Below are 26,918 nucleotides of genomic sequence, written 5' to 3'. Positions count from 1 at the left end.
TGACGAGCGTTTGCCGAAGAAAACGCGCCTCAAGCGGCAGAGGCCAAGTCAGCCGCAAGCCAAGCCGGCCTCGCGCCACGTCATCTCGGATAAGAGCTTGAAAAGAATGGTGGACGCGACAGGGATTGAACCTGTGACCCCTACGATGTCAACGTAGTGCTCTCCCGCTGAGCTACGCGTCCGCCTGTTCTGCGGCCCCTCGGCGGTTGGGCCGGTGGGCGGGAAGGCGGCGTCTATAACCCGCAGTTTGCGCAGGCTGCAAGAGGGTTCGACGCCTTTCTTCGACTTTTCTTTCGCTTAGGCCGCGATCATGCGCTCGACCTCGTTCACCAGGTCGCGCAGGTGGACGGGTTTGGACAGGACCTTGGCCTGGGGCGAGGCCTGGGCGGCGCTGAGGGCGACGGCGGCGAAGCCGGTGATGAACATGATGCGCAGGCCCGGCTGGCGGGCGGCGGCGACGCGGGCGACCTCGATGCCGTCGGCGCCCGGCATGACGATGTCGGTCAGCAGCAGGTCGTACGGTCCCTGGTCCAGGGCGTCGATGGCGTCATCGCCGTTCTCGCAGGCCACGACGTCATGATCGGCGCGCTCAAGCGCGCGGGTCAGGAAGCCGCGAAGGGAGTTGTCGTCTTCGGCCAGAAGAATGCGCGCCATGATCGAGTCTAAACCGTTGGAATTCAGCCGCCAGACTAGGCGGGCCGGGTAAACCGGCGATGAAGACGAGGCGCGGGCTCGCCGGGCGCGCCTTTGCGAGCGAAGCAGGCTATGGGCGAAGCATGGACGCGCCTCAGTCGCCCTTCTGGATCGTGCCGGCCGCCGCCGGGCGCGCGACGCCGCTGGTGTTCGCCTCGCCGCATTCGGGCGACGTCTATCCGGCGGACATGGAGGCATCCGCCTCGGTCCGCGCCGTCCGCAGCGCCGAAGACGCGGCGGTGGACCAGCTGATCGACTGCGGGCCCGAGGAAGGCGCCGCCGTGATCGCCGCACGGTTCGGCCGGGCCTACGTCGACCTGAACCGGGCGCCGGACGAATGGGACCCCGCCCTGATCATCGACGCCGGCGAGACCGCCGCAAGCGCCAAGGCTCAGGCCGGATACGGCGTGGTGGCGCGGCTGGCGGGAGACGGGACGCCTCTGTACGACCGGCCCCTGACGAAGCGCGAGGCCGAGGCGCGGGTGGCGCGGGTCCATGCGCCCTATCACGCGGCTTTAACGCAGATGATGGAGGCGACGCGGGCGCGCGCTGGGCGGGCGGTGCTGGTGGACTGGCACTCGATGCCCGCCAGGGCGACCGGCGGCGCGGTGGACGTGGTGCTGGGCGATCGGCACGGAACCAGTTGCGACGTGGCGTTGACGCGGCGGCTGCGGCGGCTGTTCGAGGCGCAGGGGCTGACGGTGGGGCTGAACCGGCCCTATGCCGGCGGCTATGCCACCCAGCGCTGGGGTCGGCCGGACGAGGGCTTTGAGGCCATTCAGGTGGAGCTGAGCCGGGGGCTGTACTGGGATGAGGCCGCCTGGGGCCCCTCCCCCGGCTGGAACCGCTGCCGGTCGGCGCTGCGGCGGGTGATCGCCGGACTGTGCGCAGACTGGCGCGTCTGACCGCAGGCCCCAGGACCAAAAAAAAGAGCCGCGCCAAACGGCGCGGCTTTGAAAGTCTATAGGGAGGAAACGCCCAGGAAGGGCAAGACGCTCGAAAGCGTCGAAAAAGAAGTTAGTTTGCAGCGCACAAAAAAACAAGGGCCGTTTCGGCCTTATACAATCACGGGATGTTACGGACTTCACGGTCAGCGCGGAGCGCCGGATGGGTCGGGAGCGGCGCTTATCTCGCACCTGCGAGATGGCTAGCCCTGCTCCAGAAGACGCCGGGCCTGGCGTATGGCGAAGGCGGCGGGAGAGGCCAGTTGGCGCCAGGCCAACAGGGCGAGCACCAGCACCGCGCCCAGCAGCAACCACAGGGGACCGAACAGCCAGGCGGCGGCGGCGAGGGCGAAATAATAGCCTCGCGCGCCCTGATTGAAGTTGGCCAACGCGGGATTCAGCACCCGCCCCACGGCCTTGCCATAGGCGACGCGGTCGGCCTCTTCGTGGACCTCCGGCGCGGCGCCGATCAGGGCGACGGTGTAGTTCAGCTGGCGCAGCGCCCAGATGAAGTCGAGAAAGCCGCGCGCCAGGCACAGCAGCACGAGGGCCAGCTTGGCCTCCATCAGGCGCGGCGGGACGGCCTCGGCGCCGACGGCGGCGAAACCGCGCTGGGCCGCCTCCCCCCCGAACAGCACGCCCGCCACCGCGGCGATCAACAGCAGGTTGGTCGAGGCGAAGAAGGATCCCGAGTTGATCGAATGGCCCAGCAGCTGGCTGTCGATCAGCCGCATCTCGCGGTGAGTCATGGCGCGCATCCAGGCGTCGCGGACCGACAACATGTCCAGATTGAGCGAGCCGCTGCGCCGCGCCACCAGGCGCATCAGCGGGCCATAGCCCAGCCAGGCCATGACAAAGACGAACAGGGCGATCCAATCAAACAGACTCATGCCTGGATTGACGCCACGTCGGCCCGCGCAAGGCAAGCGTGATCGCCGCGACGCTTGCCGTTAAGGCGCGCAAAGCTTATCACGCGCGTCAATTCTCCCCGTTCGCACCTGCAATAAGAGCGTACCATGAACATCGACGCCATCCCGGTCGGCCCCAACGCGCCGTGGGACATCAACGTCATCATCGAAATCCCGCAGGGCGGCCTGCCGGTGAAGTATGAGATGGACAAGGACTCCGGTGCCCTGTTCGTCGACCGCTTCCTGCACACCGCCATGTACTATCCGGGCAACTACGGCTTCGTGCCGCACACCCTGTCGGACGACGGCGACCCCTGCGACGTGATCGTGCTGAATCCGACGCCGGTGGTGCCGGGCTGCGTCATCCGTTCGCGCCCGATTGGCGTGCTGAAGATGGTCGATGAAGCCGGCGGCGACGAAAAAATCCTGGCCGTGCCGGTCGACAAGCTGAACCCGTATTACACCGAGGTCTCCAGCTACCGTCAGCTGCCCGCCATCCTGATCGAGCAGATCGAGCACTTCTTCACCCGCTACAAGGATCTGGAGAAGGGCAAGTCGGTCAAGGTCAACGGCTGGGGCGATGCGGGCGAAGCCGCCGAGCTGATCGCCGCCGGCATGGCCGCTCACCAGGCCAAGCTGGCCGCCAAGAGCGAAGCCGCCGCCTGATCGGCTTAGGCGTCTGACTAGAAGAGGCCCCGCCGGTCGAACCGGCGGGGCCTTTTTTGTTTCTCCTCCCTATCGCTTCGCGATGGGGAGGTGGCGCGGCGCAAAGCGCCGTGACGGAGGGGCTGCTTGGTTCCGCCGTCCTTGGCCCCTCCACCGCTCCGCGGTCCCCCTCCCCATGGAATGGGGAGGAAAGAAGGTCAGCCGTTTTTTCGAAACGCGGCGATCGTCTCGACCGTCCGGCGCACCTGGGCCTCTATCCCCGCCCAGTCCTTGGCCTCGATGGCGGCCTTGGTGATCAGCTTGGACCCCATGCCCGCCGCGACGATGCCCGCGCCGAACCAGTGCCGGATGGAGGCTTCGTCCGGGTCGACCCCGCCTGTCGGCATGATCTTGGTCCACGGCATCGGCCCCAGCACCGCCTTGACGAAGTCCGCCCCGCCGACCGCGGCGCCGGGGAACAGTTTGACGATCTCGCAGCCCAGGCCTTGCGCCTCGGAGATGTCGCGCACCGAGCCGCAGCCGGGGGCATAGGCGATCATGCGGCGATTGCAGACCTGGGCCACCTCGGGAACCAGACACGGGCTGACCACGAACCGCGCGCCCGACGCCAGATAGAGGGCCGCCGTCGCCGCATCCAGGATCGAGCCGACGCCCAGGACGATGTCAGGGTCCGCGCGGGCGAACTCCCTCGACAAGGCGGTGAACGTCTCCCAGGCGAAATCGCCGCGATTGGTGAACTCCACCGCTCGCGCGCCGCCGCGCGCGCAGGCGCGGATGACTTCGGCGCAGACCTCGGCGTCGGGGTGGTAGAAGACGGGCACCACCCCTTGCGTCTCGATGGCGGTCAGCACGGCGAGGCGGTCGTGACGCATGAAAACTCCTTACGGCCCTGAGACCGAAGCCTATTCGGCGGTCGCCAGTTCCACCAGACGCTTGACCATCGGGCTGTTCGGATCGGCCAGAGGATCCAGAACGGTGAAGTGGTCGGCGCCGTCGACGATCTCGACATGGGTGTCGGCGCCCTTGCCGCCCCAGGCGGCGGCCATCTCTCGGCTCTGGCGGACGAACTCATTGCTCTCCGCTCCGCCGACCCAGCAGTCCAGCGTCGTGCCGCCTGGCGTCGCCCCGTTCGGCGCGGGCCAGTGGATCGGCGACAGGGCGCGCGCGACCGGCGCGTCCAGCTTCAGCGCCTCGTTCAGCGAGGTGTGGACCAGCGGCTCCAGATCGAACACGCCCGAGATCGCCAGCGCCGCCCGCGCCCGGCCCTCCGACAGCATGCCCGCCGCCATATGGCCGCCGACCGAATGGCCGAACACCAGCGGCCGCTTGCCGCTGCGGGCGCGAACAAACTCCGTCGCGCTGCGCATCTGGCTGATGATCTTTCCGACCGAGACGCCCGGCGCCAGATCATAGCCCGGCACGGCGACGCTGATCCCATGCTCCAGCAGGGCGGGCGCCACCCAGGCGAACCAGCCCCGGTCCAGCGCCTGCCAGTAGCCGCCGTGCATGAAGACGGCGACCGGGGCGCCGGGCCCGGCGTCGAACCACTCCATCTTCTGGCGCTCGGACGGGCCGTATTCGAGGGTTTCGGGGCGGCGGGCGTCGATCACCCGCAGCGAATCCTTGCGCCAGCGATCCAGAATGGCGGGGTGGCCCGGCACGCGGGCGCGGTTGTTATAGGCCGCCTCATAGGCCGCGGCCCGTTCGTTATGCGTCGCCTCGGGCGACAAAGCCTTACCCATGTCGTCTCCATCCGCTAGAGACCTCCGCTTGAACGGGAGGCTTGAAGGCCATGATGACCGCCATTTTCGTCTTCATCAAATGCGAGTTGGGCTACGCCAACGATGTTGCGGCCGATCTGGTCGACAATGTCGAGAATGTGAGCGAGGTCTATTCGACCTCGGGCCAGCACGATCTGCTGGCCAAGTTCCAACTGCCCAAGGACGCCGACATCGGGACGTTCGTGACCAAGCAGGTGCAGACGCGTCCGCACATCCGCGACACCTTCACCGTCATCACCTTCTCGCCCTTCCTGCCCAGCAAGAGCGCCTGAGGCGCGCTCGCTCCGAACATGAACAATCGTTCATGGAGCCATGTGCCGCGTTGCGGGACGCGTTTACGCGGCTAAGGTCCGCCCCGACATGATCCGTTGGGGACCAAACACCATGCGCCTTGCCGCCTCTTCCGTAGCCCTCGCCGCCCTTCTGGCCGTGAGCACGCCTGTTCTGGCCGCGCCCGTCGCGACCGCCGCCTCCGCGATTACAGCAACCCAGGCCCAACCCCTGCGCGGCGCCCCGGTGTCCGAGCTGATCGCCCGCGTCGACATTCCGTGGCAGCGCTTCCAGCTGGACAATGGCCTGACCGTGCTGGTGCACGAGGACCGCAAGGCGCCCGTCGTGGCGGTGTCGGTCTGGTACAACGTCGGATCCAAGGATGAACCCAAGGGGTCGACCGGCTTCGCCCACCTGTTCGAGCACCTGATGTTCGGCGGGTCGGAGAACTCGCCCTCCAGCCACATCCAGACGATGAACGCGGCGGGCGCCACGGGCCTGAACGGCACGACCTGGTTCGACCGCACCAACTACTTCCAGACGGTGCCGACCCCGGCGCTGGAGTACACGCTTTATCTGGAATCCGACCGCATGGGCTATCTGCTGGGTCAGGTCAGCCAGGAGGTGCTGGATCTGCAGCGCGGCGTCGTCCAGAACGAGAAGCGCCAGGGCGACAACCAGCCCTATGGCATGACCTATTACGCCACGCTGGAAGCCCTGTTCCCCGAGGGTCACCCCTATCGCCACTCGACCATCGGCTCAATGGACGATCTGGACTCCGCCAGCATGGAGACGGTGCGCGACTGGTTCCGCCAGAACTACGGCCCGAACAACGCCGTGCTGGTCCTGTCCGGCGACATCAATGAAGCCAAGGCTCGCGAGCTGACCGAGAAATACTTCGGCTCCATCGCGCGCGGCCCCGTCAACACCCCGGCGGCGGCCCCCGTGCCGACCCTGGCGGCGCCGGTCGAGCAGGTGCTGCACGACCGCGTGGCCCAGACCCGCATCAGCCGCACCTGGGCCGTGCCGGGCCTGGGCGATCCGGACTCCGTGCCGCTGAGCGTCGGCGCCTCGGTGCTGGGAGGCCTGGCCAGCTCGCGTCTGGACAACGTCCTGGTGCGCGACGAGCAGACGGCATCGGGCGTCTCGGCCAATAACCAGACGTTCCAGCGCCTCGGCATGTTCAGCTATTCCGCCATGGTCAAGCCGGGCGCCGACGCCGACGCCGTGGCCAAGCGCATGGACGAGGTGCTGGCCGACCTGATCGCCAACGGCCCGACCCAGGACGAGATCGACCGGGTGGTGACGCGCTACGCCTCGCAGCGCATCCAGGGGCTGGAAATGGCCAACGGCAAGGCCTCGGTCCTGGCCGAGGGTCAGCTGTATTCCAACGATCCGGACTTCTACAAGAAGGAGCTGGCGGCCTATGCGGCGGTGACTCCCGCCCAGGTCCAGGCGGCCATGCGCAAGTGGCTGAGCCGCCCCGTCTACAGCCAGATCGTCATGCCGGGCGAGCGTGAGGCCTATGTCGAGGCCGCCGCCGCCCCGTCGGGCGCGACCCCAACCCCGGCCGAGCCGATCCAGCGCGTCGCCCGCGACGCCGCCCCCGCCATCGGCCAGGTGTCCAACGTCGTCTTCCCGGCGGTGGAGCGCGCCGCCCTGTCGAACGGCGTCCAGATCGTCTACGCCCGCTCGACCACCGTGCCGGTGACCCGCGTGGCGCTGGAGTTCGACGCCGGCGTCGCCGCCGACCGCGCGGACCGTCTGGGCGCCCACACCCTGATGCTGAACGTCATGCAGGAAGGCACGACGACGCGCGATTCCAAGGCCCTGGCCGAGGCGCAGGAGCGTCTGGGCGCCAGCGTCTCCGTCGGCTCCTCGATGGACCGTACGGTGGCCAATCTGTCGGCGGTGACCACCAACCTGCAGCCGTCGCTGGCCCTGCTGTCGGACGTGGTGCGCAACCCGGCCTTCGCCCCGGCCGAGATCGAGCGCCTGCGCGCCACCCGCCTGGCGGGCCTGGCCAATGAGAAGACGCAGCCGGCCGCCCTCGCCGGCCGCGCCCTGCCGCCGCTGATCTATGGCGAGAATCACCCCTATGGCCGTTCGTTCAGCGGCACGGGCGACGAGGCGGTGATCCGCAGCCTGTCGCGCGACGACCTGATGGCCGAACACGCCCGCTGGATCCGTCCGGACAACGCCAAACTGTTCGTGGTGTCCGACCTGCCGCTGGCCGAGCTGAAGCCTCAGCTTGAAGCCGCCTTTGGCGACTGGCGCGCGCCGTCGGCGGCCAAGGGGACCAAGGCGTTCGACGCCGCCCTGCCGCAGACCTCGGCCCGGATCGTCCTGATCGACCGTCCGCAGTCGCCGCAGTCGCTGATCTATGGCGGCCAGGTGCTGCCGGTGTCGGGCACGGACGACCTGCTGACCCTGACCACGGCCAATACGGTCCTGGGCGCCGACTTCCTGTCGCGGATCAACGCCGACCTGCGCGAGACCAAGGGCTGGTCCTACGGGGTGCGCGGCAACGTCAGCACCCTGCAGAACCGCTCGCCCTACATCGTCAACGCCCCGGTCCAGGCCAACCGCACCGGCGAGTCGATCGCCGCCCTGATCGGTCAGTACGAGCGTTTCCTGGCCGCCGACGGCGTGACGGCGGCCGAGCGCGAGCGCACCGTCCTGGGCGACACGCGCGGCCTGTCGGGCAGCTATGAGACGTCGTTCCAGGTGCTGAACGCCCTGCGTTCGAACGCCCTGTACGGCCGCCCGGACGACTATCAGGAGACGCTGGCGGGCCGCATCAACGCCCTGACGGCCGAGCAGATGGACGCCGCCGCCCGCGCCGCGATCACGCCCGACAGCTTCGTCTGGGTGGTGGTCGGCGACGCCTCGGTGGTCAAGCCGCAGCTGGACGCCCTGGGCCTGCCGGTCGAGGTGCGCGCCGCCGAGGCGCCCAAGCCGGCCCAGTAAGCCGCTTCGATCCAGACCTGAACGAGACGGCCGGCGGGGCGACCCGTCGGCCGTTTTGCTTTGTGGTTGACCCCAAGGGCCGGGAGGGCGAGCCTTCAGCCGTCGCCGTCCCTCGCTGGAGCCTGCATGCCGACCGACGCCCTGATCCCTTCCGCCCGCGCCCCGCGCCTGGCCGTGCTGATCGACGGCGAGAACGCCTCGGCCCGGATCGCAGAGGCGCTTTTTAGCGAAATCGCCACCCTGGGCGAGGCCTCGGCGCGGCGCATCTACGGCGATGCGGCCAACCCATCGCTGAAGGGCTGGATCGACGTCCTGCCGCGCTGGGCGATCCAGTGGCAGCAGAACTTCCAGAACACCAAGGGCAAGAACTCGGGCGACATCGCCCTGGTCATCGACGCGATGGATCTGCTGCATTCGGGGCGGTTCGACGGTTTCTGCCTGGTGTCGTCGGACAGCGACTTCACCCGCCTGGCCGCGCGCATCCGCGAACAGGGCGTCCCGGTCTACGGCTTCGGCGAGCAGAAGACGCCCGAGAGCTTCCGTCAGGCCTGCACCCGTTTCATCTATACCGAAAACCTGACGGCCCCGTCGCCCGAGATCAATGACGAGGCCGCAGCGACACCCCCCGCCCCCGCGCGCCGCAAGCCGTCCGAAGCCGGGCGGCTGATCGCCAAGGCCATCGCCGACATGGACGAAGACGGCGACGGCTGGGTGGCGATGGGCGGCATCGGCAGTCGGCTGCGGAACGCCTATCCCGACTTCGACCAGCGCACCTACGGCCATGTGAAGCTGTCGGACCTGATCCGCGCCACCGGCCGTTTCGAGGTCAAGGCCGGGCCGAACGGAGCGATGAACGTCAGGGTGAAGGCCAAGTAGGGCGTCTCGCCCCTTCCCCCCGGCGCGGCATGGTCTATGTGTGGCGCATGGCCGCCGCAGAGACCCCCGTCGAGACCTTTAAACGCGCCCTGTCGCACGCGGCGCGAGCCTTGGCCGAACAGGCCGAGCTGGAGGTGCGTTTCGGCTCGGACGGACCGAGGCTGTCCGGCGGCGTCCTGACCCTGCCGCACCCGCCGCGCGATCCGCGCGGCCCCGAAAGCGCGGCCCTGCGCGGTCAGGCCGACCGGCTGGCGCTGCGCCTGGCCAATCACGACGCAGGCCTGGATGCGCGACTGCGTCCGACCGACATCAACGCCGCCGAGGTGTTCGACGCCGTCGAACAGGCCCGTGTCGAGGCCGTCGGCGCGCGCGAACTGAAGGGCGTGCGACGCAATCTGGAGTCGGCGCTGCTGACCCGGCTGGAAAAGTCGGGCGCCCTGCGCGCCGAGGCGGAGCAGGTGCCAGTGGCCGAGGCCGCCGCCCTTCTGCTGCGCGAGCGGATGACGGGCGAGCCCTCCCCCGACGGCGCCAAGACGATGCTGGACCGCGTGCGCGCCGGGCTGGAGGCCAAGGCGGGCGCGGAACTGGACGCTCTGGCGGCGTCCGGCGACGATCAGGCGGCCTTCGGCGCGCGGCTGAAAGACCTACTGCGCGCGCTGGAGCTGGACCCCGGCGACGCCGACGGCGGCGATTCGACCGAGGAAGAGGGCGAGGACGACGCCGAAAAGCCTGACCAGGACGAGGCTGAACCGGACGAACAGGAAGAACAGGACGGCGGCGACGGCGGCGAGTCGCTGGACGGCTCAGCCGACGATCAGTCCGCCGACGACGATCGCCAGGCCCGCCCCGACGGCACGCCGGGCGAACCGGACGGCGAAGGACAGGAAGAGGCCCCCGAACTGAGCGAGGGCGAGCGCCCCAACCATCAACAGACCCAGGACGACGGCCGGGCGGTCGAGGTCTATCACGCCTTCACCACCGCCTTCGACGAGGTCATCGACGCCGCCGAACTGTGCGATCCGATGGAGCTGGACCGGCTGCGCGCCCTGCTGGACGCTCAATTGTCGACCCTGGGCAGCGTCGTGTCGCGGCTGGCCAACAAGCTGCAAAGGCGCCTGCTGGCGCAGCAGAACCGCAGCTGGATGTTCGACCTTGAGGAAGGGATGCTGGACACGGCGCGCCTGACCCGCGTGATCACCGACCCGACCAGCCCCCTGTCGTTCAAGATGGAGAGCGAAAGCCCGTTCCGCGACACGGTGGTGACGCTGGTGCTGGACAACTCGGGCTCGATGCGCGGGCGGCCGATCATGGTGGCGGCGGTCTGCGCCGACATCCTGGCCCGGACGCTGGAGCGGTGCGGGGTCAAGGTCGAGATCCTGGGCTTCACCACTCGCGCCTGGAAGGGCGGCCAGAGCCGCGAGGCCTGGATCAGCGCGGGCAAGCCCGCCAACCCCGGCCGCCTGAACGACCTGCGCCACATCATCTACAAGAGCGCCGACGCGCCCTGGCGCCGGTCCAAGAAGAACCTGGGCCTGATGATGCGCGAGGGCCTGCTGAAGGAAAACATCGACGGCGAGGCGCTGGAATGGGCCCACGACCGCCTGCTGGCCCGGCCCGAGGCGCGGCGGATCATGATGGTCATCTCGGACGGTTCGCCGGTCGATGATTCGACGCAGTCGGCCAACGCCGCCCTCTATCTGGACAAGCACCTGCGCCAGGTGATCGAGAAGATCGAGACGCGCAGCTCGGTCGAACTTCTGGCCATCGGCATCGGCCACGACGTGACCCGCTGGTACCGCCGCGCCCTGACCATCGTCGATGTGGAGCAGTTGGCGGGCGCGATGACCGAAAAGCTGGCCGAACTGTTCGAGGCCGAGCCCAAGGCCGTCAGCGCCAGGGCGGGACGGCCCTCGCACAAGCGCGCGGCGTGAACCGGCGCCTCTATGTCGCCGCCCTGATCTCCCTCGCCCTGGCCGCCTGCGCCGGGGCGGCGGCGACCTCTCATCCCTGGACTCCGGAGGCGACGGCCGACGGCTGGTCGCCCGCAGGCGGTTCGACGCGGCAGGTGAGCCTGGGCTGGCCGGGCGGCGCCAGGCTGGCCAAGGGCGTGCGCTATGCCGGCGGGGTGCAATTGGTCGCCGCGCCCGTCTCCAGCCTGCACGGCCTGTCGGACCTGAAGCTGACGGGCGACGGCGGCTTCGTCGCCGTGTCCGACGCCGGCGATCTGGTTCGCGGGCGGCTGGAGTTGGACGCAGAGGGGCGGCTGGTCGGATTGCACGACCTGCGGGTGCGGCGACTGACTCTGACCGACGGCGAACCGATCGCCGAGAAACGCATGGGCGACGCCGAAGGGCTGGCCCTGACCGAGGACGGCGAGGTGCTGGTCAGCTTCGAGCGCGAACACCGCATCTGGAGCTATGGCCGGCTGGACGCCCTTCGCGCCCGGCCGCAGCCGCGGCCGCACCCGACGGCGGACTTTCCCCTGAACGAGGGCATGGAGGCGTTGGCGGCCGCGCCCGGCGGCTGGCGCGTCGGCGGCGAAGGCGGCGGCGTGTGGGACTGTTCGACGCAAGGCTGCCGCGTCGTGACCCGGCCGAGCGCGCCCGGCGACAGCTGGCGCCTGACGGCCCTTGAGCGCGATCCGCGCGGCGACGGCTGGTTCGCCGTAGAACGCTCATGGCGTCCGCCCTTCGACGTGCGCGCCCGCGTGCGCCGCATGGATGCGGAAGGCGCGCTGGGGCCGGCGCTGATCGAGCTGAAGCTGCCGGGGCTGACCGACAATTTCGAGGGAATCGCGGCCGAAGCGATGGGCCAGGCCGAGAGCGGGGGCGTGCGCCTCTACATCCTGTCCGACGACAACGCCAACCCGGCGCAGAAGACGCTGCTGCTGGCCTTCGACGTCGACTGAAACTCAAGCGTCGGAGATCCATTCGCTTCTGACGTCATCGTCCGGTTCGCTCGCCAGACGCGCCGCCCGCTCGATCGCGAACCGCTCGGGCGCGAGTTGCGACAGCGCCCAGATCGCCGCGCCGCGCACCACGGGCGCAGGGTCGTCCAGCAAGGCCTCGACCGGCGCGACCAGGGCGGCGTCGCTCGAATTGCCCGCCGCATAGAGGGCGTTGCGGAGGAAGCGGTCGCGGCCGATGCGCTTGACCGGGCTCTTGGTGAACAGGGCGCGGAAGGCGGGATCGTCCAGCGCCAGCAGATCCGTCAGCGGCGGCGACTTCAGCACATCGCGCGCCTGCAGCCGCGTCTCCGAGGCTTCCTGCGCGAACTTGTTCCACGGGCAGGCGGCGAGGCAGTCGTCGCAGCCATAGATGCGGTTGCCCGTGGCGAGGCGGAACTCGCGCGGCCAGGCGCCCGCATATTCTATGGTCAGATAGGAGAGGCAGCGCCGGGCGTCGATCTGGAACGGCGCCGGAAAGGCCTTCGTCGGACAGGCGTCCAGACAGGCGCTGCAGCGGCCGCAGTGCTCGCTCTCGGCCTCGTCCGGCTCGATCTCGGCGGCGGTCAGGATGGTCCCCAGGAACAGCCAGTTGCCGTGCGTGCGGCTGAGCAGATTGGTGTGCTTGCCCTGCCAGCCCAGCCCCGCGCGTTGGGCCAGCGGCTTCTCCATCAGGGGGGCGGTGTCGACGAAGACCTTGACCTCCTGCTTGAGCCGCGCAGCGATCTGACCGGCCAGGATCTTCAGCCGCCCCTTGATGACCTCGTGATAGTCGTCGCCGCGCGCGTAGACGGAGATGTAGCCCGCCGACGCCGCCTCCAGCTCAGGTCGGGGGTCTTCGTCGGGGCCGTAGTTCATGCCCAGGACGATGGCGGTTCGGGCCCCCTCCCACATGGCGGTGGGATGGGCGCGGCGCTCCAGCGTCGTCTCCATCCAGCCCATGTCGCCGTGGCGGCCCGCGTCGACGAAGTGGGCCAGACGTTCGCCCGCGCTCCACGGCTCGCTGGCCGAGGCGAAGCGGCACACGCCGAAGCCCAGTTCGGCGGCGCGCTGTCGGATGAAGATGCGGGGATCGGCCGCCATGAGGGCGCTTTAGCCCTCCCGGCCCTCAGAAGTCGAGGTCGGCGTACCAGGGCGCGGGGTGGACGCCGGGGAAGCGGTCGCCCAGCAGCGGGCGGAAACAGGGGCGCGACTTCAGCTTGGAATACCACAGCTTCAGCGAGGGCCAGGACGCCCACGCGATCTCGCCGAAATAGTCGAGCACCGAAAGATGGCCCGCCGCGATCAGGTCGGCCTGGCTGAGCCGGCGTCCCGCCAGCCATTCGCGGCTGGCCGCCAGCGGCTCCAGAACCGTCAGGTGGCCCTTCAGAAATTCGCGCCCCTCGCGCAGCATCCGGGCGTCGGGGGGCCCCATGCGCAGCAACGGCTTCTCCATCCGCTCGTGCAGCAGGACGGCGTCGACCTCATCGGTGAAACGGCGGCTGAACCAGGTCGCGAGACGGCGCGCCTCGGCGCGCTCGGCCGGGTCGGACGGCAGCAGGAAATCCCCCTTCGAGCGGTCTTCCAGCCAGCCCAGGATGGCGTCCTGCTCGCACAGGGTCAGGCCCTTGCCCTTCTCGGTCACGCTCAGCACCGGCGGCATCCCCGAGGGGTTCAGCTCGAACAGGGGGCAGTCGTCCTCCCACGGCCGGACCAACTCCTCGCCGTAATCGACCTTGGCCTCGCCCAGCGCCAGCCGCGCCGTGCGCGAAGCCGGGTGAAAGGCGAAATGATACAGGACGGCGGGCGTGGACATCGTCCGCATTCATGCGCCCTCGCCCGTTAAGCCTTCGTTTACCGCGCGCGTTTGTCGCAGGCCTCAGGACCAGGGACCGACCCGGGCCGAGGGGGCGCCAGACGACGGCGCTTCGGATGGGCGCGCTTCAGACGGGGGCGCTTCGGACGAGGGCGATGGCGGCGTTTGCTGGTCCGGTGCCGAAGGCCGCGGCGAGGCGAAGGCGCCGCCGTGCGGCTCGGCGGCCCCTCGCGGGTCGGCGTGGATCAGAATGTCGGCGTGGGGAAAGGCCTCGAGCACCCGCTTTTCGGCGTCCAGGGTGATGTCGTGCGCGGCCTTCAGGCTGAGATCGGGTTCCAGGTCGACGTGCATCTGCACCATCAGCGCATGTCCGGCCATGCGGGTGCGCAGCTGGTGGACGTTGGCGATACGGGCGTCCTTAGTCACCGCAGCGACGATGGCGGCGCGCTCCTCGTCCGAAGCGGCTCGGTCCAGCAGGTGATCGGCCGCGCCCTTCAAGAGGTTCACCGCCCCCCAGGCCAGCCAGACTGCGACCACCAGGCCCGCCGCCGCGTCCAACCCGGGCGCCTGCAGCAGGGCGCCGGAGACGACGCCGATCAGCACCACGACGTTGGCGGCCAGGTCGGCGGCGTAGTGGGCGCGGTCGCCCGCCACCGCCAGGGAGCCGGTCTTCTTCACCGCCTGCGTCTGCATCCACACCAGGCCCGCGGTGATGGCGATGGACAGGACGACCACGCCGATCGCCCATCCGCCCGAGGTCACCGGGCGCGGATCAAAGATGCGCTGCACCGCCTCCCAGCCGATGAAGACGCTGGAGGCCAGCACCATCCCCGCCTGCACCAGCGAGGCCAGACCCTCGGCCTTGCCGTGGCCGTAGCGATGCGAATCGTCCGGCGGCTGGGCTGCCCAGCGCACGGCGACGAAGGTCGCCAGGGACGCGATCAGATCCAGCGTCGAATCCGCCAGGCTGGCCAGGATGGAGACCGAGCCGGACGCCCCCAGGGCGAAGGCCTTCATGACGATCAGCAGGACCGCCGTCGCCACCGACAGGGTGGTGATCCGGCGTGTGGTCTCGTGGGCGGCGTCGAGGGGAGAGACGGTCATTTCCCGCCCTTGTCGCCTAAAACCGCGCCCGCGCCAATGGCGGCGCGATGTCCGGGACGCTAAGGAAGGCGGACGCGACGCCGCGCGGCGCGACCCGACCCCCGGACCTGGCGAAAAGACGGAGAATTCATGGCGGACTGGCTGATGGCGATCCTTCTGGGTCTGGTCGAGGGATTGACCGAATTCATTCCGGTGTCGTCCACCGGCCACCTGCTGTTGCTGGGGCATTTCCTCGGCTTCGAGAGCACCGGCAAGACGTTCGAGATCGTCATCCAGCTGGGCGCCCTGCTGGCCATCATCAGCGTCTATTTCAAGCGGCTGTGGGCGTTGGCGACGCGCTGGCCTTTCGACCCCGAAGCGCGACGCTTCCTGATCGGCCTGTTGGTCGCCTTCGCCCCCGCCGTGGTGATCGGCTTTCTGGCCTATGGCTTCATCAAGACCGTGCTGTTCGAGACGCCGCTGGTGATCTGCGTGGCCCTGATCATCGGCGGGGTGCTGTTGCTGTGGCTGGACCGGTTGAACAAGATCCCGGCCTATCTGGACGCGGACCGCTATCCATTTCGGGTCTATTTCCTGATCGGCCTGTTCCAGTGTCTGGCCATGATCCCCGGCGTGTCGCGCTCGGGCGCCACCATCGCGGGGGGGCTGCTGCTGGGGACGGACAAGCGGTCGGCGGCCGAGTTCAGCTTCTTCCTGGCCCTGCCAACGATGGGGGCGGCGGTCTTCTACGATCTGTTCAAGAACCGCGACGTGCTGGACTTCAGCGATTTCGGCCTGATCGCCATCGGCTTCATCGCCGCCTTCGTCTCGGCCCTGGCCGTCGTGCGCTTCCTGCTCGACTTCGTGTCCAAGCGCGGCTTCGGCCCGTTCGCCTGGTGGCGGATCGCGGTCGGCGTCCTCGGCATCATCGGCCTGGCGGCGACGGGGGCGCTGTAGGCATTTCCTCCCCACGCAGTGGGAAGGGGGACCACGAAGTGGTGGAGGGGCTAAGAGGCGGCGGAACCAAGCCGCCCTCCGTCTCGTCGCTTGCAGCGCCGATCCACCTCCCCATTGCATGGGGAGGAAAATCAGGCGGCCGGGCTTTCAGCGTATTGGCCGCCGGCGCGATAGCGCCACAGATAGGCCGGAGCGATGGCCTCCAGACCCGAGGCCTCGACGCCCAGATCGGCCAGGCCCTTGGCGCCCGGCGCCACGACGTTGTCGCTCTCAAGCAGCACGATCTGATCCTTGGTCAGCGCCGGGGCCAGGCCGATCATGGCCGGGATCTGGGCCAGCGAGCCGATCATGCGCGCCACCGGGAAGGGCAACGGCAGCAGGAGGTTCTTGCGGTTGGTCTCGCGCAGGATGAACTTCAGGATGTCCTCGAAGGTCCAGACCGATGGACCGCCCAGCTCATAGGTCTCGCCCTCAGCGTCAGAGACGACGGTGGCGCGGGCGATCGCCTCGGCGGCGTCGGCGACATAGACCGGCTGGAACTTCGTCTGGCCGCCGCCGATCAGCGGCAGGACCGGCGACCACGTCGCCATGGCGGCGAAGCGGTTCAGGAACTGGTCGCCCGAGCCGAACACGATCGACGGGCGCACGATCACCGCGCCGGGGAAGGCGGCGCGCACGGCGGCCTCGGCCTCGCCCTTGGTGCGGGCGTAGTCGGCCTTGCCGTTCGCATCGGCGCCCAGGGCCGAGATGTGGGTCAGGCGCTTCACGCCCGCGGCCCTGGCGGCCTCGGCGACGTTGGTCGCGCCGTCTACGTGCAGGGTCTGGAACTTGCGGCCGCCAGTCTCGAACAGGATGCCGACCAGGTTGATCACAGCGTCGGCGCCGCGCACGGCCTCGGCTACTGCGGCCTTGTCGGTGATGTTGCAGCGCACGACCTGAACCTGGCCGACGTCGCCGGCCATGTGCAGCACGGGCGCGCTCTTGGCGTTGCGCGCCACGACGCGCACGCGCCAGCCGCGACGGGCCAGGGCGCGCACGACCTGGGTTCCGATGAAGCCCGAGCCTCCGAATACAGTGACCAGACCGGGGGCGAAATCAGCCATCTCAGACGCTCCAAACGCCAAGCCCCGGCCGCATACCCGGCCGGAGATAAAATCCTATGCGCGGGGCTTAACCGAAGCGGCCCCGCCCCGCAACGAGAAGGGCGGGATTCCCAGCGATCATTCCCCCTCTTGGGGAGCCTTCAGTCCGCGCGGTGGACGATGCGCCCGTCCACGACCGTCAGCACCGCCCGGCCCTTGGGAATGTCGGCGGCGGGGACGGTCATCAGGTCGATATCGAAGGCGGTGAAGTCGCCGCGCTTGCCGACCTCGATCGTGCCCAGCTCATTCTCGCGGAAGCTGGCGTAGGCGGGCCACAAGGTGAACATCTTCAGCGCCGTCGCCCGGTCCACCGCCTCGTCCGGGCGCCAGTCCGGTCCCTGGAAGCCGTTCAGGTCGCGGCGCGCCACGGCGGCGTAGAACTCGATCAGCGGGTCGCCGCGCTCGACCGGGGCGTCCGAGCCGCCGACCACGATCACCCCGCGTTCCACCAGCGTATGCCAGGCGTAGGCCCCGTCCAGCCGCGCGTCGCCCAGACGGTCAGCGGCGAAATGCAGGTCGCCGATCGCGTGGCTGGGCTGCATGGAGGCGATGATCGGCAGGTCGTTGAAATAGTGATAGTCGCGCGGCCGGATGATCTGGGCGTGCTCGATGCGCCAGCGCGGATCGGCCAGCTTCCACTCGGACTTTGGCGTGGAGCGCAGGGCTTCCTCATACCAGGCGGCGACGTCGTGATTGCCCTGATCGCCGATGGCGTGGGTGGCGATCTGGATGCCGGTCCGCAGCGCCTCCTGATACAGCGGCATGACCTCTTCGCGCGAAGCCAGCATCAGGCCGGACGTCTCCGGGCGGTCGGCATAGGGCTCGAACAGCTTGGCCCCGCGCGAGCCCAGGGCGCCGTCGGCGTAGAATTTGATCGCGCGGGTGATGACGCGCCCGTCGCCCGCGTCGCGCGGCCCGCCCGCCATCAGGGCGCGGGCGTCGCCCATGTCGATGGCGTTGTAGACCCGCAAGGGCGCTTCGCCCTCGCGCGCCATCTGCTCCATCAGAGGCACGTCCTTCCACGGCGCGCTCATGAAGTGAAGGCCCGTCCAGCCGTAGCGGGCGTAGACGCCGAACCCGGCGCGATAGGCCTCGCGCGTCGCCGCCGGGTCCGCCTCGGGGGCCAGGCCTTCGAGCAGAGCCATGGCGCCGTCGACCAGCAAGCCGGTCGGCTGTCCGTTCGCATCCTTGAGGATCTCGCCGCCGGAGGGCGTCGGCGTCGTCGCATCGATCCCCGCCGCCGCCAGGGCCGCGCTGGAGACCGCCCGCGCATGGCCGTCGGCCCGGCTCAGCACCACCACCCGCCCCGGCGCGGCGGCGTCGAGGTCGGCGGCGGTCAGGAAGCGCTTCTCGGGCCAATGAGTCTCGATCCAGCCGCGTCCGACGATGAGGCCTTCGGGGTGCGCCTCGGCCCAGGCCGTCAGGCGCGACATGGCCTCGGCGACCGAGGCCGCGCCTTCCAGGTTCAGCGTCATCTCGCGCCAGCCGATTCCGTCCAGGTGGGCGTGGCCGTCGGTGAAGCCGGGGAACAGCGTCGCCCCCTTCAGGTCCACCAGTTCCAGCCCGTCCGCCGAGGGGGCGCCCGCCGCCGCGCCGACATAGGCGATGCGCCCGTCGCGCACGACCACGACCTCAGCCGCCGGCTGGGCCTCGACGCCGGTATGGATAGTCCCGCCCCGGATCAACAGGTTCTGGGCGAAGGCCGCCGGCGCGGCCGCCAGCAACAGCGCCGCCGCCAGCGGCAGGGTCGTCTTCAGGGTTCGGGTCATCAGCGCCTCCAGTCGCGGCCAAGGGAGCCGCAGCCGCGCTTGGCGTCAAGCCGCCGCCGGCGCATGATCGGCGCATGAAGCTGTTCACCATCGGCTATGAAGGCGCCACGCAGGCCGACGTCATCGGCCGGCTGAAGGCGGCGGGCGTCGAACTGGTCGCCGACGTGCGCGCCGTCGCCTCGTCCCGCATCGCCGGCTTCTCCAAGACGGTGCTGGGCGAGAGCCTGAAGGCGGAAGGCGTCGACTATCTTCAGCTGCGGGCGCTGGGCACGCCCAAGGCCGGGCGCGACGCGGCGCGCAAAGGCGACGTCGCGACCATGCACGCCGTCTTCAACGCCCATATGCAGGAGCCAGCGGCCGAGGCGGCCTTCCAGCAACTGCGGCATGCGGCGGGCGAAAAGCGCGTCGCCCTGCTGTGCTTCGAGGCCGACGCCTGCGGCTGCCACCGCGCCGTCCTCGCCGACCGGCTGGCCCGCGAAGACGGCGTCGAGGTGGTGAACCTTTAGCTTACGGGCGGCCCACCACCTGATCGACCGAGTTGCTGGTCACGGGGTGATACAGCGGGCGGGCCTTGGCGTAGATGCGGGTGGCGATGGGGCGGCCCCAGTCGCCTTCGGCCCACAGGGTCTGGAACAGCGGCAGGACGAATTTGCGCCGCCCCTGGCTGGTCAGGAAGCGGTCGGCCACAGCTACCGCCGGCTCGTAACGGTTGGCCAAGGCCGCCTGCAGCCAGGCGAAGGTCAGCTCGGCGTTGCCTTCGCTGTCCAGCTTCAGCGTGCGTTCCAGATCGGCCAGCTGCGCTGGCGTCAGCCAGTCGGCGCCCGCCGCCAGGCCGTCGGGCCGCCACGACAGGAAGCGCAGGCGCTGCTGGGTGTTCCAGTCTTTCCACGGCACGGCCGAGGCCGGGCCCTTGGCGACGTAGAAGGCCTCAGCCGCCGCATCGACCGGCGCGAAGGCCTGCGACACCGGCGCCTGGACGTTGGACGGCAGGCCGGGATCATAGACCCAGGCGTTCAGCTGCAGCCTTTGTTCCAGGCCGGCGTCGCCCTTCATCAGATGCGTGCGGATGTCCTCAAGGAACCGCTCCGACGTCATCGGCCGCCAGGCGTTGCGCTCGAAATAACCGCGCAGCCAGGCGTCGAACCGCTCGCGCCCGGCGATCTGCTCGATCGTGCGCAGGAAGGCGGCGCCCTTGTCATAGGCGATGGTGTTCATGCCCTCGTCGGGATCGCGGCCGGCCAGTTCGAGATGGAGGCGGGTGTCGGCGGGGGCCAGCGTCTTCAGCTCATCCTGCAGCCCGTCCCAGGCCAGGACCTGTTCCTGCACGGCGGCGTCGCGACCGTAGACGGCCTCCATGATCCGGTTCTCGAAATAGGAGGTGAAGCCCTCGTTCAGCCAGAAGTCGTCCCAGGTGGCGTTGGTCACCAGATTGCCCGACCAGGAGTGGGCCAGTTCGTGCGCCACCAACGACACCAGCGAGCGGTCGCCGGCGATGATGGTCGGCGTGGCGAAGGTCAGGCGCGGGTTCTCCATCCCGCCGAAGGGGAAGCTGGGCGGCAGGACCAACAGGTCATAGCGGCCCCAACGATAGGGGCCGTAAAGCGCCTCGGCCGCGTCGACCATCTGGGCGGTCGGCTGAAGCTCGTGCGCCGAGGCCTGAAGCTGGCTGGGCTCGGCCCAGACGCCGGTGCGGGCGTCGAACGGGGCGAAGGCCAGGTCGCCGACCGCGACGGCGATCAGATAAGGCGGGATGGGGTTGTCCAGCTTGAAGCGCCAGGCCTTGGTCCCGGCGCCGGCCGCCTCGCCGTTCGGCGTCAGTTGCTCGGCGGACATGACCACGGTCAGGTCGGCCGGGGCGGTGATCCGGGCGCTGTAGGACTGCCGGATCCCCGGACTGTCCTGGGTCGGGATCCAGGTGCGGGTGAGGATCGCCTGTCCCTGACTGAACAGGTAGGGCTTCTGGCCGCCCGCCGTCTGCTGCGGGCTGAGCCATTGCAGGGCCGAGGCGTCCGGACGGGTGGAATAGGCGACGACGATCTTCTGCGTCTCGTCGCCGTGGAAAGCCGGGATGCGCACGCTGAGCGGCTGGCCCTTGATCGGATCTTCGGCGCCCAGGCTCCAGTCCAGCGGGCGGCCGGCGGCGTCAGTCACGCCCTTGATGTCCAGCATCTTGGCGTCCAGCACCACCTCGGTCGCGCCGGCACGGCCGGTGACGTCCAGCGTCGCCTTGCCCGCCAACGTCTTGGCTGCGAAGTCGGCGGTCAGGTCCAGATCGACGTGCGTCACCCGCGCCTCGGCCGGCCGGGCGTAGGAGTGGGCGTCGTTGACGTAATCGCTCGCGGGGGCGGAGGCGGCGGGAGCCAGAGGCGTCATCGGCACGGCCTCTCCGGTCGTGGCGCAGGCGCCCAGGGACGTGGCGAGGGCGGCGGCGATAGCGAGGGCGGAAACCCGCCCGGCCAGCTTCAAAGTCATCGAACGCTCCGTATCAGATGCGCCCGAAGAGGCTCCCTTGCGCCCGAAAGATCAAGTCTCGGCTGCAACCGGCGGCAGATGGCGGGCCTTGAACAGCCGCCCCTGCTCGGCCGCCAGAACCAGAACTAGCGCGGCCACGCCCAGCAGGGCGAAGCCGATGGTCATCGGCACGGTGGTGCCGTCGAACTGCTGGCCGATGGCGAAGCCCAGCAGGGCCCCGCCGATCGAGGAGATAAAGCCCTGGGCCGAGGACGCCGTGCCGGCGATGTGGCCCATCGGCTCCATGGCCATGGCGCCGAAGTTGCCGGCGATGAAGCCGAAGCAGAACATCTTGCACGCCTGCATGGCGGCGAACATCCACAGGCTTTCATAGCCCAGCCAGGCGATCACGGCGTGCAGGACGCTAAAGCCGATGAAGCCCAACAGGGCGGCGTGGGCGATCAGGCGCGATCCCAGCTTCTCGACCAGGCGCGCGTTGATGATGGAGGCCACGGCGATGCCCGCCGCCACCAGGGCGAAGACAATCGGGAACAGGTTCGGCGCCTTGAAGACGTCGAAGAAGATCTGCTGCGAGGAGTTGATGAAGCCGAACAGCGCCCCGCTGATGAGGGTCATGCCCAGGGTGTAGCCCATGCCTTGACGGCTGGTCAGGGCGGCGCGGAAGGCGCCGGCGATCCGCCCCATGTCGATGGGCATCCGGTCTTCGGGGTGCAGGGTTTCGGGCAGGCGCAGGACCGCCCAGATCAGGAAGGCCCCCCCGGACAGGGCGAACACCCCGAAGATCCACGGCCAGGGCCCGACCAGCATGACCAGTTGCCCCACCGCAGGGGCGATGATCGGCACGCCCAGAAAGACCAGGAAGCTCAGCGACATGACGCGCGCCATCGTCCGTCCGACATAGCGGTCGCGCACGATGGAGACGGCCAGCACCCGCGTGGCCGCCGCGCCGATCCCCATGCCGACTCGCGACAGGATCAGCATGTCGAACGTATGGGCGAAGGCCGCCAGGACGCTGAATACGACGTAGATGCCGATGCCCGCGAACAGGGCCGGGCGGCGTCCAAAGCGGTCCGATAGCGGGCCATAGAACAGCTGAGCCACGCCGAAACCGAGCAGATAGGCGGTGATCACCCACTGCCGGGTGTTCTCATTGGCGACGCCCAGATCCTCGCCGATGTGCGGCAGGGCCGGCAGCATGGCGTCGATCGCCAGGGCGTTCAGCGCCATCATCACCGCGATCAGGCAGACGAACTCGGCGAAGCCCGGTCCCTTGTGGCGCGGGCCCTCGGCGGGAACCGGCGGGGCCTCGATCGGGGAGGTCGGGGACGAGGCTCTGTTCATCGGGTCCAGATGCGGCCTGCGTCAGGCTGACGCAACCCCGCACAGGCGAAGTTTTCCGCGCTGCAACAATTCGTCAGGCGGCAGGTGCGGGTCGGACCGCAGAGTTTAGCTCAGAAATGAGGATTTAAGCCTCGCGTCGTCGCCGATCATCGCTGGCGAGAGGACGAGGTGGTGCCGGTGGTCGGACTCGAACCGACACTCCTTGCGGAACCGGATTTTGAGTCCGGCGCGTCTACCAATTCCACCACACCGGCACGGCCTGGCTCAAGGCGGCGCAATCTAGCGACGGCGAAGCCTCCGTCAATCGAAGATCGCACCGCGCTGCATCATTCGTCGTTGCGGCGAATGCGGCTGCCCGTCGAGAACTCAGGATCGGTCATGCTGTAAGTGACCCGATAGACGATCAGGCGCGACGGAACGGGCCCGTCGCCGCCTCCGCGATTTTCCAGCCGCCCCTTGCGGGTGCCGCGCATGGCGGCCGTGCCGAAACCGCCGTTGACCGGAAATTCGGTCTCGACCACGCAATCCTCGAGCCGGCCGTCGGCCTGGCTGAGACAGGTGACGACCGCGAAACCCGCCGTATAGGTCCGGCCCTGCGGATACTCGGGCCGGGGAACCTGCTTCCAGACCAGGTTAATGGGCAGGCCGTCGTCTTCCAGATCGTCCAACTGCTGATCGCGCGGATCGACAAGAGGCCGGTCGCACCCTGCCAAAGACTGATCAATCGCACTGTTGGAGGCAGGGAGTTCCACCAGATAGCGCAGGTTACGTCCGTCTTCCGCGCCGCCGGGCACAGTGATCGTCATCGTCCCGCCTTCGCGCATCTGACGCGCCAAGGGCGCCGGCAGTTCCGAGAAGGCGACGCTGGGATCAGCGCCCAGCATGAAGCGTTGTTCAGCCGCATCCTTGTCGCCGATGCCGATGATCAGAACCCGGTTGGATTTATGCAGATCCTTGGCCGCTGGCGCCGCCGGCAGTCCCCCGACCATGACTTGATAGACGCCGCGCTGGCACCGCGCGGCCAGCAGCAGCCCGTTGTCGAACTGCGTGTAGGCGACTGTCAGCTGTTCTTCGGGGCGGACCAGCAGGTCCCAGTCTTCGGCGTCCTGAGCAGCCGTCGTCGTTGCTGCGGCCATGCTCATGACCGCAGCCGTCAAGCCCCGAACCAGCGCCTTCTGCATCGTCCCTCTCCGCTCCATGGCCGACGAGGGTAGCCGGTCCTCAGCTCACCGCAAGCTCAACTGTACCAGCGTTCGCTCAGACGGCTTCGACCGTCTGCTCGATGGCGCCGAACACGGTGCGGTGCTTGTCGTCCAGCATTTCGATGCGGACGGTGTCGCCATGCTTGAGGAAGGGGGTTTTGGCCGCGCCGGTCTGGATCGTCTCCACGGTGCGGATCTCCGCGATGCAGCTGTAGCCCAGACCGCCTTCGGACACCGGCTTGCCGGGGCCGCCGTCGGCGTCCTTGTTCGACACCGTGCCCGAGCCGATGACCGTTCCGGCGCCCAAAGCGCGGGTCTTGGCCAGGTGGGCGATCAGGGTTCCGAAGTCGAAGGTCATGTCGACCCCGGCGTCGGCGCGGCCGAAGTCCTGGCCGTTGACCTGAACCAGCAGAGCGCCCGACAGCCTGCCGTCCTTCCAGCGATCGCCCAGCGCGTCCGGGGTGACGAAGACCGGCGACAGGGCGCTGGCCGGCTTGGACTGGACGAAGCCGAAGCCCTTGGCCAGTTCGCCGGGGATCAGGTTGCGCAAGCTGACGTCGTTGACCAGGCCGACCAGGCGGATCGAGGTCAGGGCCTCGTCGCGGCTGGCGCCGAGGGCGACGTCGCCGGTGACGACCACGATCTCGGCCTCCAGGTCGCAGCCCCAGGCCTCGTCCTTCAGCGGGATGGCGTCGCGCGGCGACAGGAAGCCATCCGAGCCGCCCTGATACATAAGCGGGTCGGTCCAGAAGCTCTGCGGCATCTCGGCGCCGCGCGCTTTGCGCACCAGCTCGACGTGGTTCACATAGGCCGAGCCGTCGGCCCACTGATAGGCGCGCGGCAGGGGGGCGGCGGCCTCATGCTCGCGGAAGCGGCCGCGCGGCACGCCTTCGTGCTCCAGGCTTTCGGCCAGGGCGCGCAGCAGCGGCTCGCACCGCTCCCAGTCGTCCAGCGCCGCCTGCAGCGTCGGCGCGATCAGGAAGGCGTCCGTGAACCAGTTCAGGTCGTTGGAGACGACGACGAGGCGGCCGTCACGGCCGTGCTTGAGCGAGGCGAGTTTCATGAGATGAAGCTAATCCGAAGCAGGGCCGGAGGGAAGTATCCGCGAGGGGGCGCAGGCGCCTCAGGCGGTCTCGACGCCCGGCGGGCTGATGACAGCGCGGGCCTCGGCCCCGGTGCGTTTGGCCGGGTCACGCACCTCGACCTCGATGATGATGGCGCCGACGGGGTCATGCGCCCACAGATAGCGACGCTCGACCTCCACCTCGCGGCCCGACGGGGCCATGCCCTCATAGGTGTCGCCCCAGGGGGTGATCGCCTTCATCTCGACCCAGCGCAGGGCGCAGGCGGCGTCCAGTTCTTCGAGCGCCATTTCCGACAGTTCGTCGGCGTGGGGCTCTGGCGTTTCAGGGCTTACAGCCATCGACGGACCTTCTGACGATAGGCCTCGTACTCGGGGCCGAAACGGGCGGACAGGTAACGCTCCTCGCGGGCGATGACGAAGCGGTCGACCACGATCAGGCAGGGGATCAGCAGACCCACGGCGATGGGGCTGTCCATCGCGATCGCCAGCCCCAGATAGGTGATGGCGAACCCCAGATAGATGGGGTTGCGGCTAAAGCGGTAGAGGCCGCCGGTGGCCAGAACCGTCGTCGGCTTCCACGGCTCGGGCGGGGTGCCGAGGCGGCGGAAATAGCCCGCCGCCGCCCCGTCCAGCAGCAGGCCGCCCAGGATCAGCACCAGGGCGAGGCCGCGCCGGAGCTCGGTCGCCAGGCCGAGCGACGGCTCGCCCAGCCACTGGCCCAGCCCCCAGCCGCCAAACAGGAAGGCGAAATAGATCGCGGGCGGCGGCACGACGACGCCCGAATGATCGCCCCTGCCCGGCTTCATGGCCTTCAACGCGCGGCTTCTTCGTCGCCGTAGATGGCGACGCGCGCGGGCGAGGTCGAGGACACCGCGCCGCGATACATGCCCGAGGTGTTCATCGAGAAGGCGTGGACGCCGTCCTTGCCCATGACGATGACGCCGCCATCGCCGCCGATCGAGCCGACCTCGGCGATCTCGGCGTCGGCCGCCTGTTGCACGCCGGCGCCGGTCGCGGTGCGGGCGCAGATGTCGCGGGCCACGGTGGCGCGGATGAAGTATTCGCCCGAGCCCGTCGCCGAAACGGCGCAGCCGTCGGCGTTGGAGGCGTAGGTCCCCGCGCCGATGATCGGCACGTCGCCCACCCGGCCCCAGCGCTTGGCCGTCATGCCGCCGGTGGAGGTGGCGGCGGCCAGGCGGCCCTGGCTGTCCAACGCCACGGCGCCGACGGTGCCGAACTTGCGCTCATCCAGCGGGGCTTCATGCAGGTTGAAAGCCAGGGGCGCGGCCGGACCCAGGCGGGCCGGTTCGGCCGGAGCGCCTTCCGGGCGGGGCGGCAGCGGCTGGCCCGCGTCGCGCAGGGCCTTCAGCAGGGCCTGCCAGCGGCTTTCGGTGAAGAAGAAGCCGGGCCCGACCTCTTCCAGACCGGCCGAGCGGGCGAAGGTTTCGGCGCCTTCGCCGATCAGCATGACGTGGGGCGACTTCTCCATCACCGCGCGGGCGGCGGCGATGGGGTGGCGGGTGCGGGTCAGGCCCGCGACGGCGCCCGCGTTCAGGTCGGTCCCGTCCATGACGGCGGCGTCCAGTTCGTTCTTGCCCGCCGAGGTGAAGACGGCGCCGCGCCCGGCGTTGAACAGGGGATTGTCCTCCATCACCTCGACGGCGGCCTGAACCGCGTCCAGCGAGGAGCCGCCGCGCGCCAGCACGGCCGAGCCGGCGTCCAGCGCCGCCTGCAGGCCGGCGCGATAGGCCGCGTCGCGCTCGGGGCTCAGCTGCGCACGCTCGATCACGCCCGCGCCGCCGTGGATGGCCAGCGACCAGGTCGGCGCCTCCTGAGCGAGGGCAGGCGCGGCCAGGACGGCGGCGGCCGCAGCAGCGGCGAAGGCGATGGACTTCATTTCAGGCTCCCCATTTATTTCTCCTCCCCGTTGCATGAGGAGGTGGATCGGACGCGTAGCGGACGAGACGGAGGGGCTGCTTGGTGCTGCCCTCGCAGAGCCCCTCCACCGCTGCGCGGTCCCC

The 26,918-nt window shown here is 69.3% G+C and carries 25 protein-coding genes and 2 tRNA genes; 9 read left to right on the top strand and 18 right to left on the bottom strand.

What is annotated here, in order from left to right:
• Positions 1–107: 107 nt before the first annotated feature.
• Both H9656_RS09665 and cpdR read right to left on the bottom strand, forming a co-directional pair.
• Positions 108–182 (bottom strand) — tRNA-Val (locus tag H9656_RS09665).
• Positions 183–297: 115 nt separating this feature from the next.
• Positions 298–654: a cell cycle two-component system response regulator CpdR gene (cpdR, locus tag H9656_RS09660; protein WP_191744050.1), complete on the bottom strand. Its 357-nt coding sequence runs from the start codon at positions 652–654 to the stop codon at positions 298–300.
• 122 nt (positions 655–776) lie between these two features.
• On the opposite strand from cpdR, the gene H9656_RS09655 reads away from it, so the two are divergent.
• A complete protein-coding gene (locus H9656_RS09655; protein WP_191744049.1) occupies positions 777–1,598 on the top strand; it encodes an N-formylglutamate amidohydrolase in 822 nt (273 codons plus the stop codon).
• 242 nt (positions 1,599–1,840) lie between these two features.
• Here H9656_RS09655 and H9656_RS09650 read toward each other — a convergent pair whose 3' ends face one another.
• A complete protein-coding gene (locus H9656_RS09650) occupies positions 1,841–2,527 on the bottom strand; it encodes a DUF599 domain-containing protein (RefSeq protein ID WP_191744048.1) in 687 nt (228 codons plus the stop codon).
• A gap of 126 nt (positions 2,528–2,653) precedes the next feature.
• Here H9656_RS09650 and ppa point away from each other — a divergent pair, with 126 nt between their 5' ends.
• Positions 2,654–3,211, top strand: a complete 558-nt coding sequence (gene ppa, locus H9656_RS09645; RefSeq protein ID WP_191744047.1) for an inorganic diphosphatase — start codon at positions 2,654–2,656, stop codon at positions 3,209–3,211.
• Between the two features lie 197 nt (positions 3,212–3,408).
• On the opposite strand, the gene H9656_RS09640 is transcribed toward ppa, so the two are convergent.
• Both H9656_RS09640 and H9656_RS09635 read right to left on the bottom strand, forming a co-directional pair.
• Positions 3,409–4,083 carry a bifunctional 4-hydroxy-2-oxoglutarate aldolase/2-dehydro-3-deoxy-phosphogluconate aldolase gene (locus tag H9656_RS09640; protein ID WP_191744046.1) on the bottom strand — a complete coding sequence of 225 codons (675 nt, stop codon included), beginning with the start codon at positions 4,081–4,083 and terminating at the stop codon, positions 3,409–3,411.
• A 30-nt stretch (positions 4,084–4,113) separates the two neighbouring features.
• Positions 4,114–4,953, bottom strand: a complete 840-nt coding sequence (locus H9656_RS09635; RefSeq protein ID WP_191744045.1) for an alpha/beta hydrolase — start codon at positions 4,951–4,953, stop codon at positions 4,114–4,116.
• A 50-nt stretch (positions 4,954–5,003) separates the two neighbouring features.
• Here H9656_RS09635 and H9656_RS09630 point away from each other — a divergent pair, with 50 nt between their 5' ends.
• From H9656_RS09630 to H9656_RS09610, 5 genes are all read left to right on the top strand, one after another.
• On the top strand, positions 5,004–5,264 hold the full coding sequence (locus H9656_RS09630) for an Lrp/AsnC ligand binding domain-containing protein (RefSeq protein WP_191744044.1): 261 nt from the start codon (positions 5,004–5,006) through the stop codon (positions 5,262–5,264).
• A gap of 112 nt (positions 5,265–5,376) precedes the next feature.
• A complete protein-coding gene (locus tag H9656_RS09625; RefSeq protein WP_191744043.1) occupies positions 5,377–8,232 on the top strand; it encodes a M16 family metallopeptidase in 2,856 nt (951 codons plus the stop codon).
• A 126-nt stretch (positions 8,233–8,358) separates the two neighbouring features.
• Positions 8,359–9,108 carry an NYN domain-containing protein gene (locus tag H9656_RS09620; RefSeq protein WP_191744042.1) on the top strand — a complete coding sequence of 250 codons (750 nt, stop codon included), beginning with the start codon at positions 8,359–8,361 and terminating at the stop codon, positions 9,106–9,108.
• A 47-nt stretch (positions 9,109–9,155) separates the two neighbouring features.
• A complete protein-coding gene (gene cobT / locus H9656_RS09615; protein WP_191744041.1) occupies positions 9,156–11,039 on the top strand; it encodes a cobaltochelatase subunit CobT in 1,884 nt (627 codons plus the stop codon).
• Positions 11,036–12,016, top strand: a complete 981-nt coding sequence (locus H9656_RS09610; RefSeq protein WP_191744040.1) for an esterase-like activity of phytase family protein — start codon at positions 11,036–11,038, stop codon at positions 12,014–12,016. Before cobT ends, H9656_RS09610 begins: the two co-directional genes overlap by 4 nt.
• Positions 12,017–12,019: 3 nt before the next feature.
• Here H9656_RS09610 and queG read toward each other — a convergent pair whose 3' ends face one another.
• The 3 genes from queG to H9656_RS09595 form a co-directional block, all read right to left on the bottom strand.
• Positions 12,020–13,135 (bottom strand): tRNA epoxyqueuosine(34) reductase QueG, encoded by a 1,116-nt coding sequence (gene queG / locus H9656_RS09605; RefSeq protein WP_191744039.1) that lies wholly within the window; start codon positions 13,133–13,135, stop codon positions 12,020–12,022.
• 25 nt (positions 13,136–13,160) lie between these two features.
• Complete coding sequence (gene fzlA, locus H9656_RS09600) at positions 13,161–13,847, bottom strand: FtsZ-binding protein FzlA (RefSeq protein WP_191744038.1); 687 nt, start codon at positions 13,845–13,847, stop codon at positions 13,161–13,163.
• A 63-nt stretch (positions 13,848–13,910) separates the two neighbouring features.
• The gene (locus tag H9656_RS09595) at positions 13,911–14,951 is read right to left on the bottom strand and encodes a cation diffusion facilitator family transporter (RefSeq protein ID WP_191744037.1); all 1,041 of its coding nucleotides are present in this window, start codon (positions 14,949–14,951) and stop codon (positions 13,911–13,913) included.
• Between the two features lie 129 nt (positions 14,952–15,080).
• Between H9656_RS09595 and H9656_RS09590 the strand changes: the two genes are divergently transcribed.
• A complete protein-coding gene (locus H9656_RS09590) occupies positions 15,081–15,887 on the top strand; it encodes an undecaprenyl-diphosphate phosphatase (RefSeq protein ID WP_191744036.1) in 807 nt (268 codons plus the stop codon).
• A 131-nt stretch (positions 15,888–16,018) separates the two neighbouring features.
• On the opposite strand, the gene H9656_RS09585 is transcribed toward H9656_RS09590, so the two are convergent.
• Positions 16,019–16,990 carry a complex I NDUFA9 subunit family protein gene (locus H9656_RS09585; RefSeq protein ID WP_191744035.1) on the bottom strand — a complete coding sequence of 324 codons (972 nt, stop codon included), beginning with the start codon at positions 16,988–16,990 and terminating at the stop codon, positions 16,019–16,021.
• A gap of 140 nt (positions 16,991–17,130) precedes the next feature.
• Positions 17,131–18,798 carry an amidohydrolase gene (locus tag H9656_RS09580; protein ID WP_191744034.1) on the bottom strand — a complete coding sequence of 556 codons (1,668 nt, stop codon included), beginning with the start codon at positions 18,796–18,798 and terminating at the stop codon, positions 17,131–17,133.
• Between the two features lie 74 nt (positions 18,799–18,872).
• Between H9656_RS09580 and H9656_RS09575 the strand changes: the two genes are divergently transcribed.
• On the top strand, positions 18,873–19,304 hold the full coding sequence (locus tag H9656_RS09575) for a DUF488 domain-containing protein (RefSeq protein ID WP_191744033.1): 432 nt from the start codon (positions 18,873–18,875) through the stop codon (positions 19,302–19,304).
• A 1-nt stretch (position 19,305) separates the two neighbouring features.
• Here H9656_RS09575 and H9656_RS09570 read toward each other — a convergent pair whose 3' ends face one another.
• From H9656_RS09570 to H9656_RS09535, 8 genes are all read right to left on the bottom strand, one after another.
• Positions 19,306–21,270 carry a M1 family metallopeptidase gene (locus H9656_RS09570; protein WP_191744032.1) on the bottom strand — a complete coding sequence of 655 codons (1,965 nt, stop codon included), beginning with the start codon at positions 21,268–21,270 and terminating at the stop codon, positions 19,306–19,308.
• Between the two features lie 51 nt (positions 21,271–21,321).
• Positions 21,322–22,611 (bottom strand): multidrug effflux MFS transporter, encoded by a 1,290-nt coding sequence (locus H9656_RS09565; protein WP_225212425.1) that lies wholly within the window; start codon positions 22,609–22,611, stop codon positions 21,322–21,324.
• Positions 22,612–22,780: 169 nt separating this feature from the next.
• Positions 22,781–22,865, bottom strand: a tRNA-Leu gene (locus tag H9656_RS09560).
• Positions 22,866–22,937: 72 nt separating this feature from the next.
• Positions 22,938–23,792, bottom strand: a complete 855-nt coding sequence (locus H9656_RS09555; protein WP_191744031.1) for a hypothetical protein — start codon at positions 23,790–23,792, stop codon at positions 22,938–22,940.
• A 76-nt stretch (positions 23,793–23,868) separates the two neighbouring features.
• The gene (locus H9656_RS09550) at positions 23,869–24,876 is read right to left on the bottom strand and encodes a fumarylacetoacetate hydrolase family protein (RefSeq protein WP_191744030.1); all 1,008 of its coding nucleotides are present in this window, start codon (positions 24,874–24,876) and stop codon (positions 23,869–23,871) included.
• A 60-nt stretch (positions 24,877–24,936) separates the two neighbouring features.
• Positions 24,937–25,236 carry a hypothetical protein gene (locus tag H9656_RS09545; protein ID WP_191744029.1) on the bottom strand — a complete coding sequence of 100 codons (300 nt, stop codon included), beginning with the start codon at positions 25,234–25,236 and terminating at the stop codon, positions 24,937–24,939.
• Positions 25,227–25,703, bottom strand: coding sequence for a methyltransferase family protein (locus H9656_RS09540; protein ID WP_191744028.1), 477 nt, complete (start codon positions 25,701–25,703; stop codon positions 25,227–25,229). Before H9656_RS09540 ends, H9656_RS09545 begins: the two co-directional genes overlap by 10 nt.
• Positions 25,704–25,708: 5 nt before the next feature.
• Positions 25,709–26,794 carry an isoaspartyl peptidase/L-asparaginase family protein gene (locus tag H9656_RS09535; RefSeq protein WP_191744027.1) on the bottom strand — a complete coding sequence of 362 codons (1,086 nt, stop codon included), beginning with the start codon at positions 26,792–26,794 and terminating at the stop codon, positions 25,709–25,711.
• Between the last annotated feature and the right edge of the window lie 124 nt (positions 26,795–26,918).

It is taken from the genome of Brevundimonas guildfordensis, assembly GCF_014836405.1.
Lineage (GTDB): Bacteria > Pseudomonadota > Alphaproteobacteria > Caulobacterales > Caulobacteraceae > Brevundimonas > Brevundimonas guildfordensis.
The sequence above is the reverse complement of the archived record's forward strand: the minus strand, read 5'-3'. Positions and strand labels throughout refer to the sequence as shown.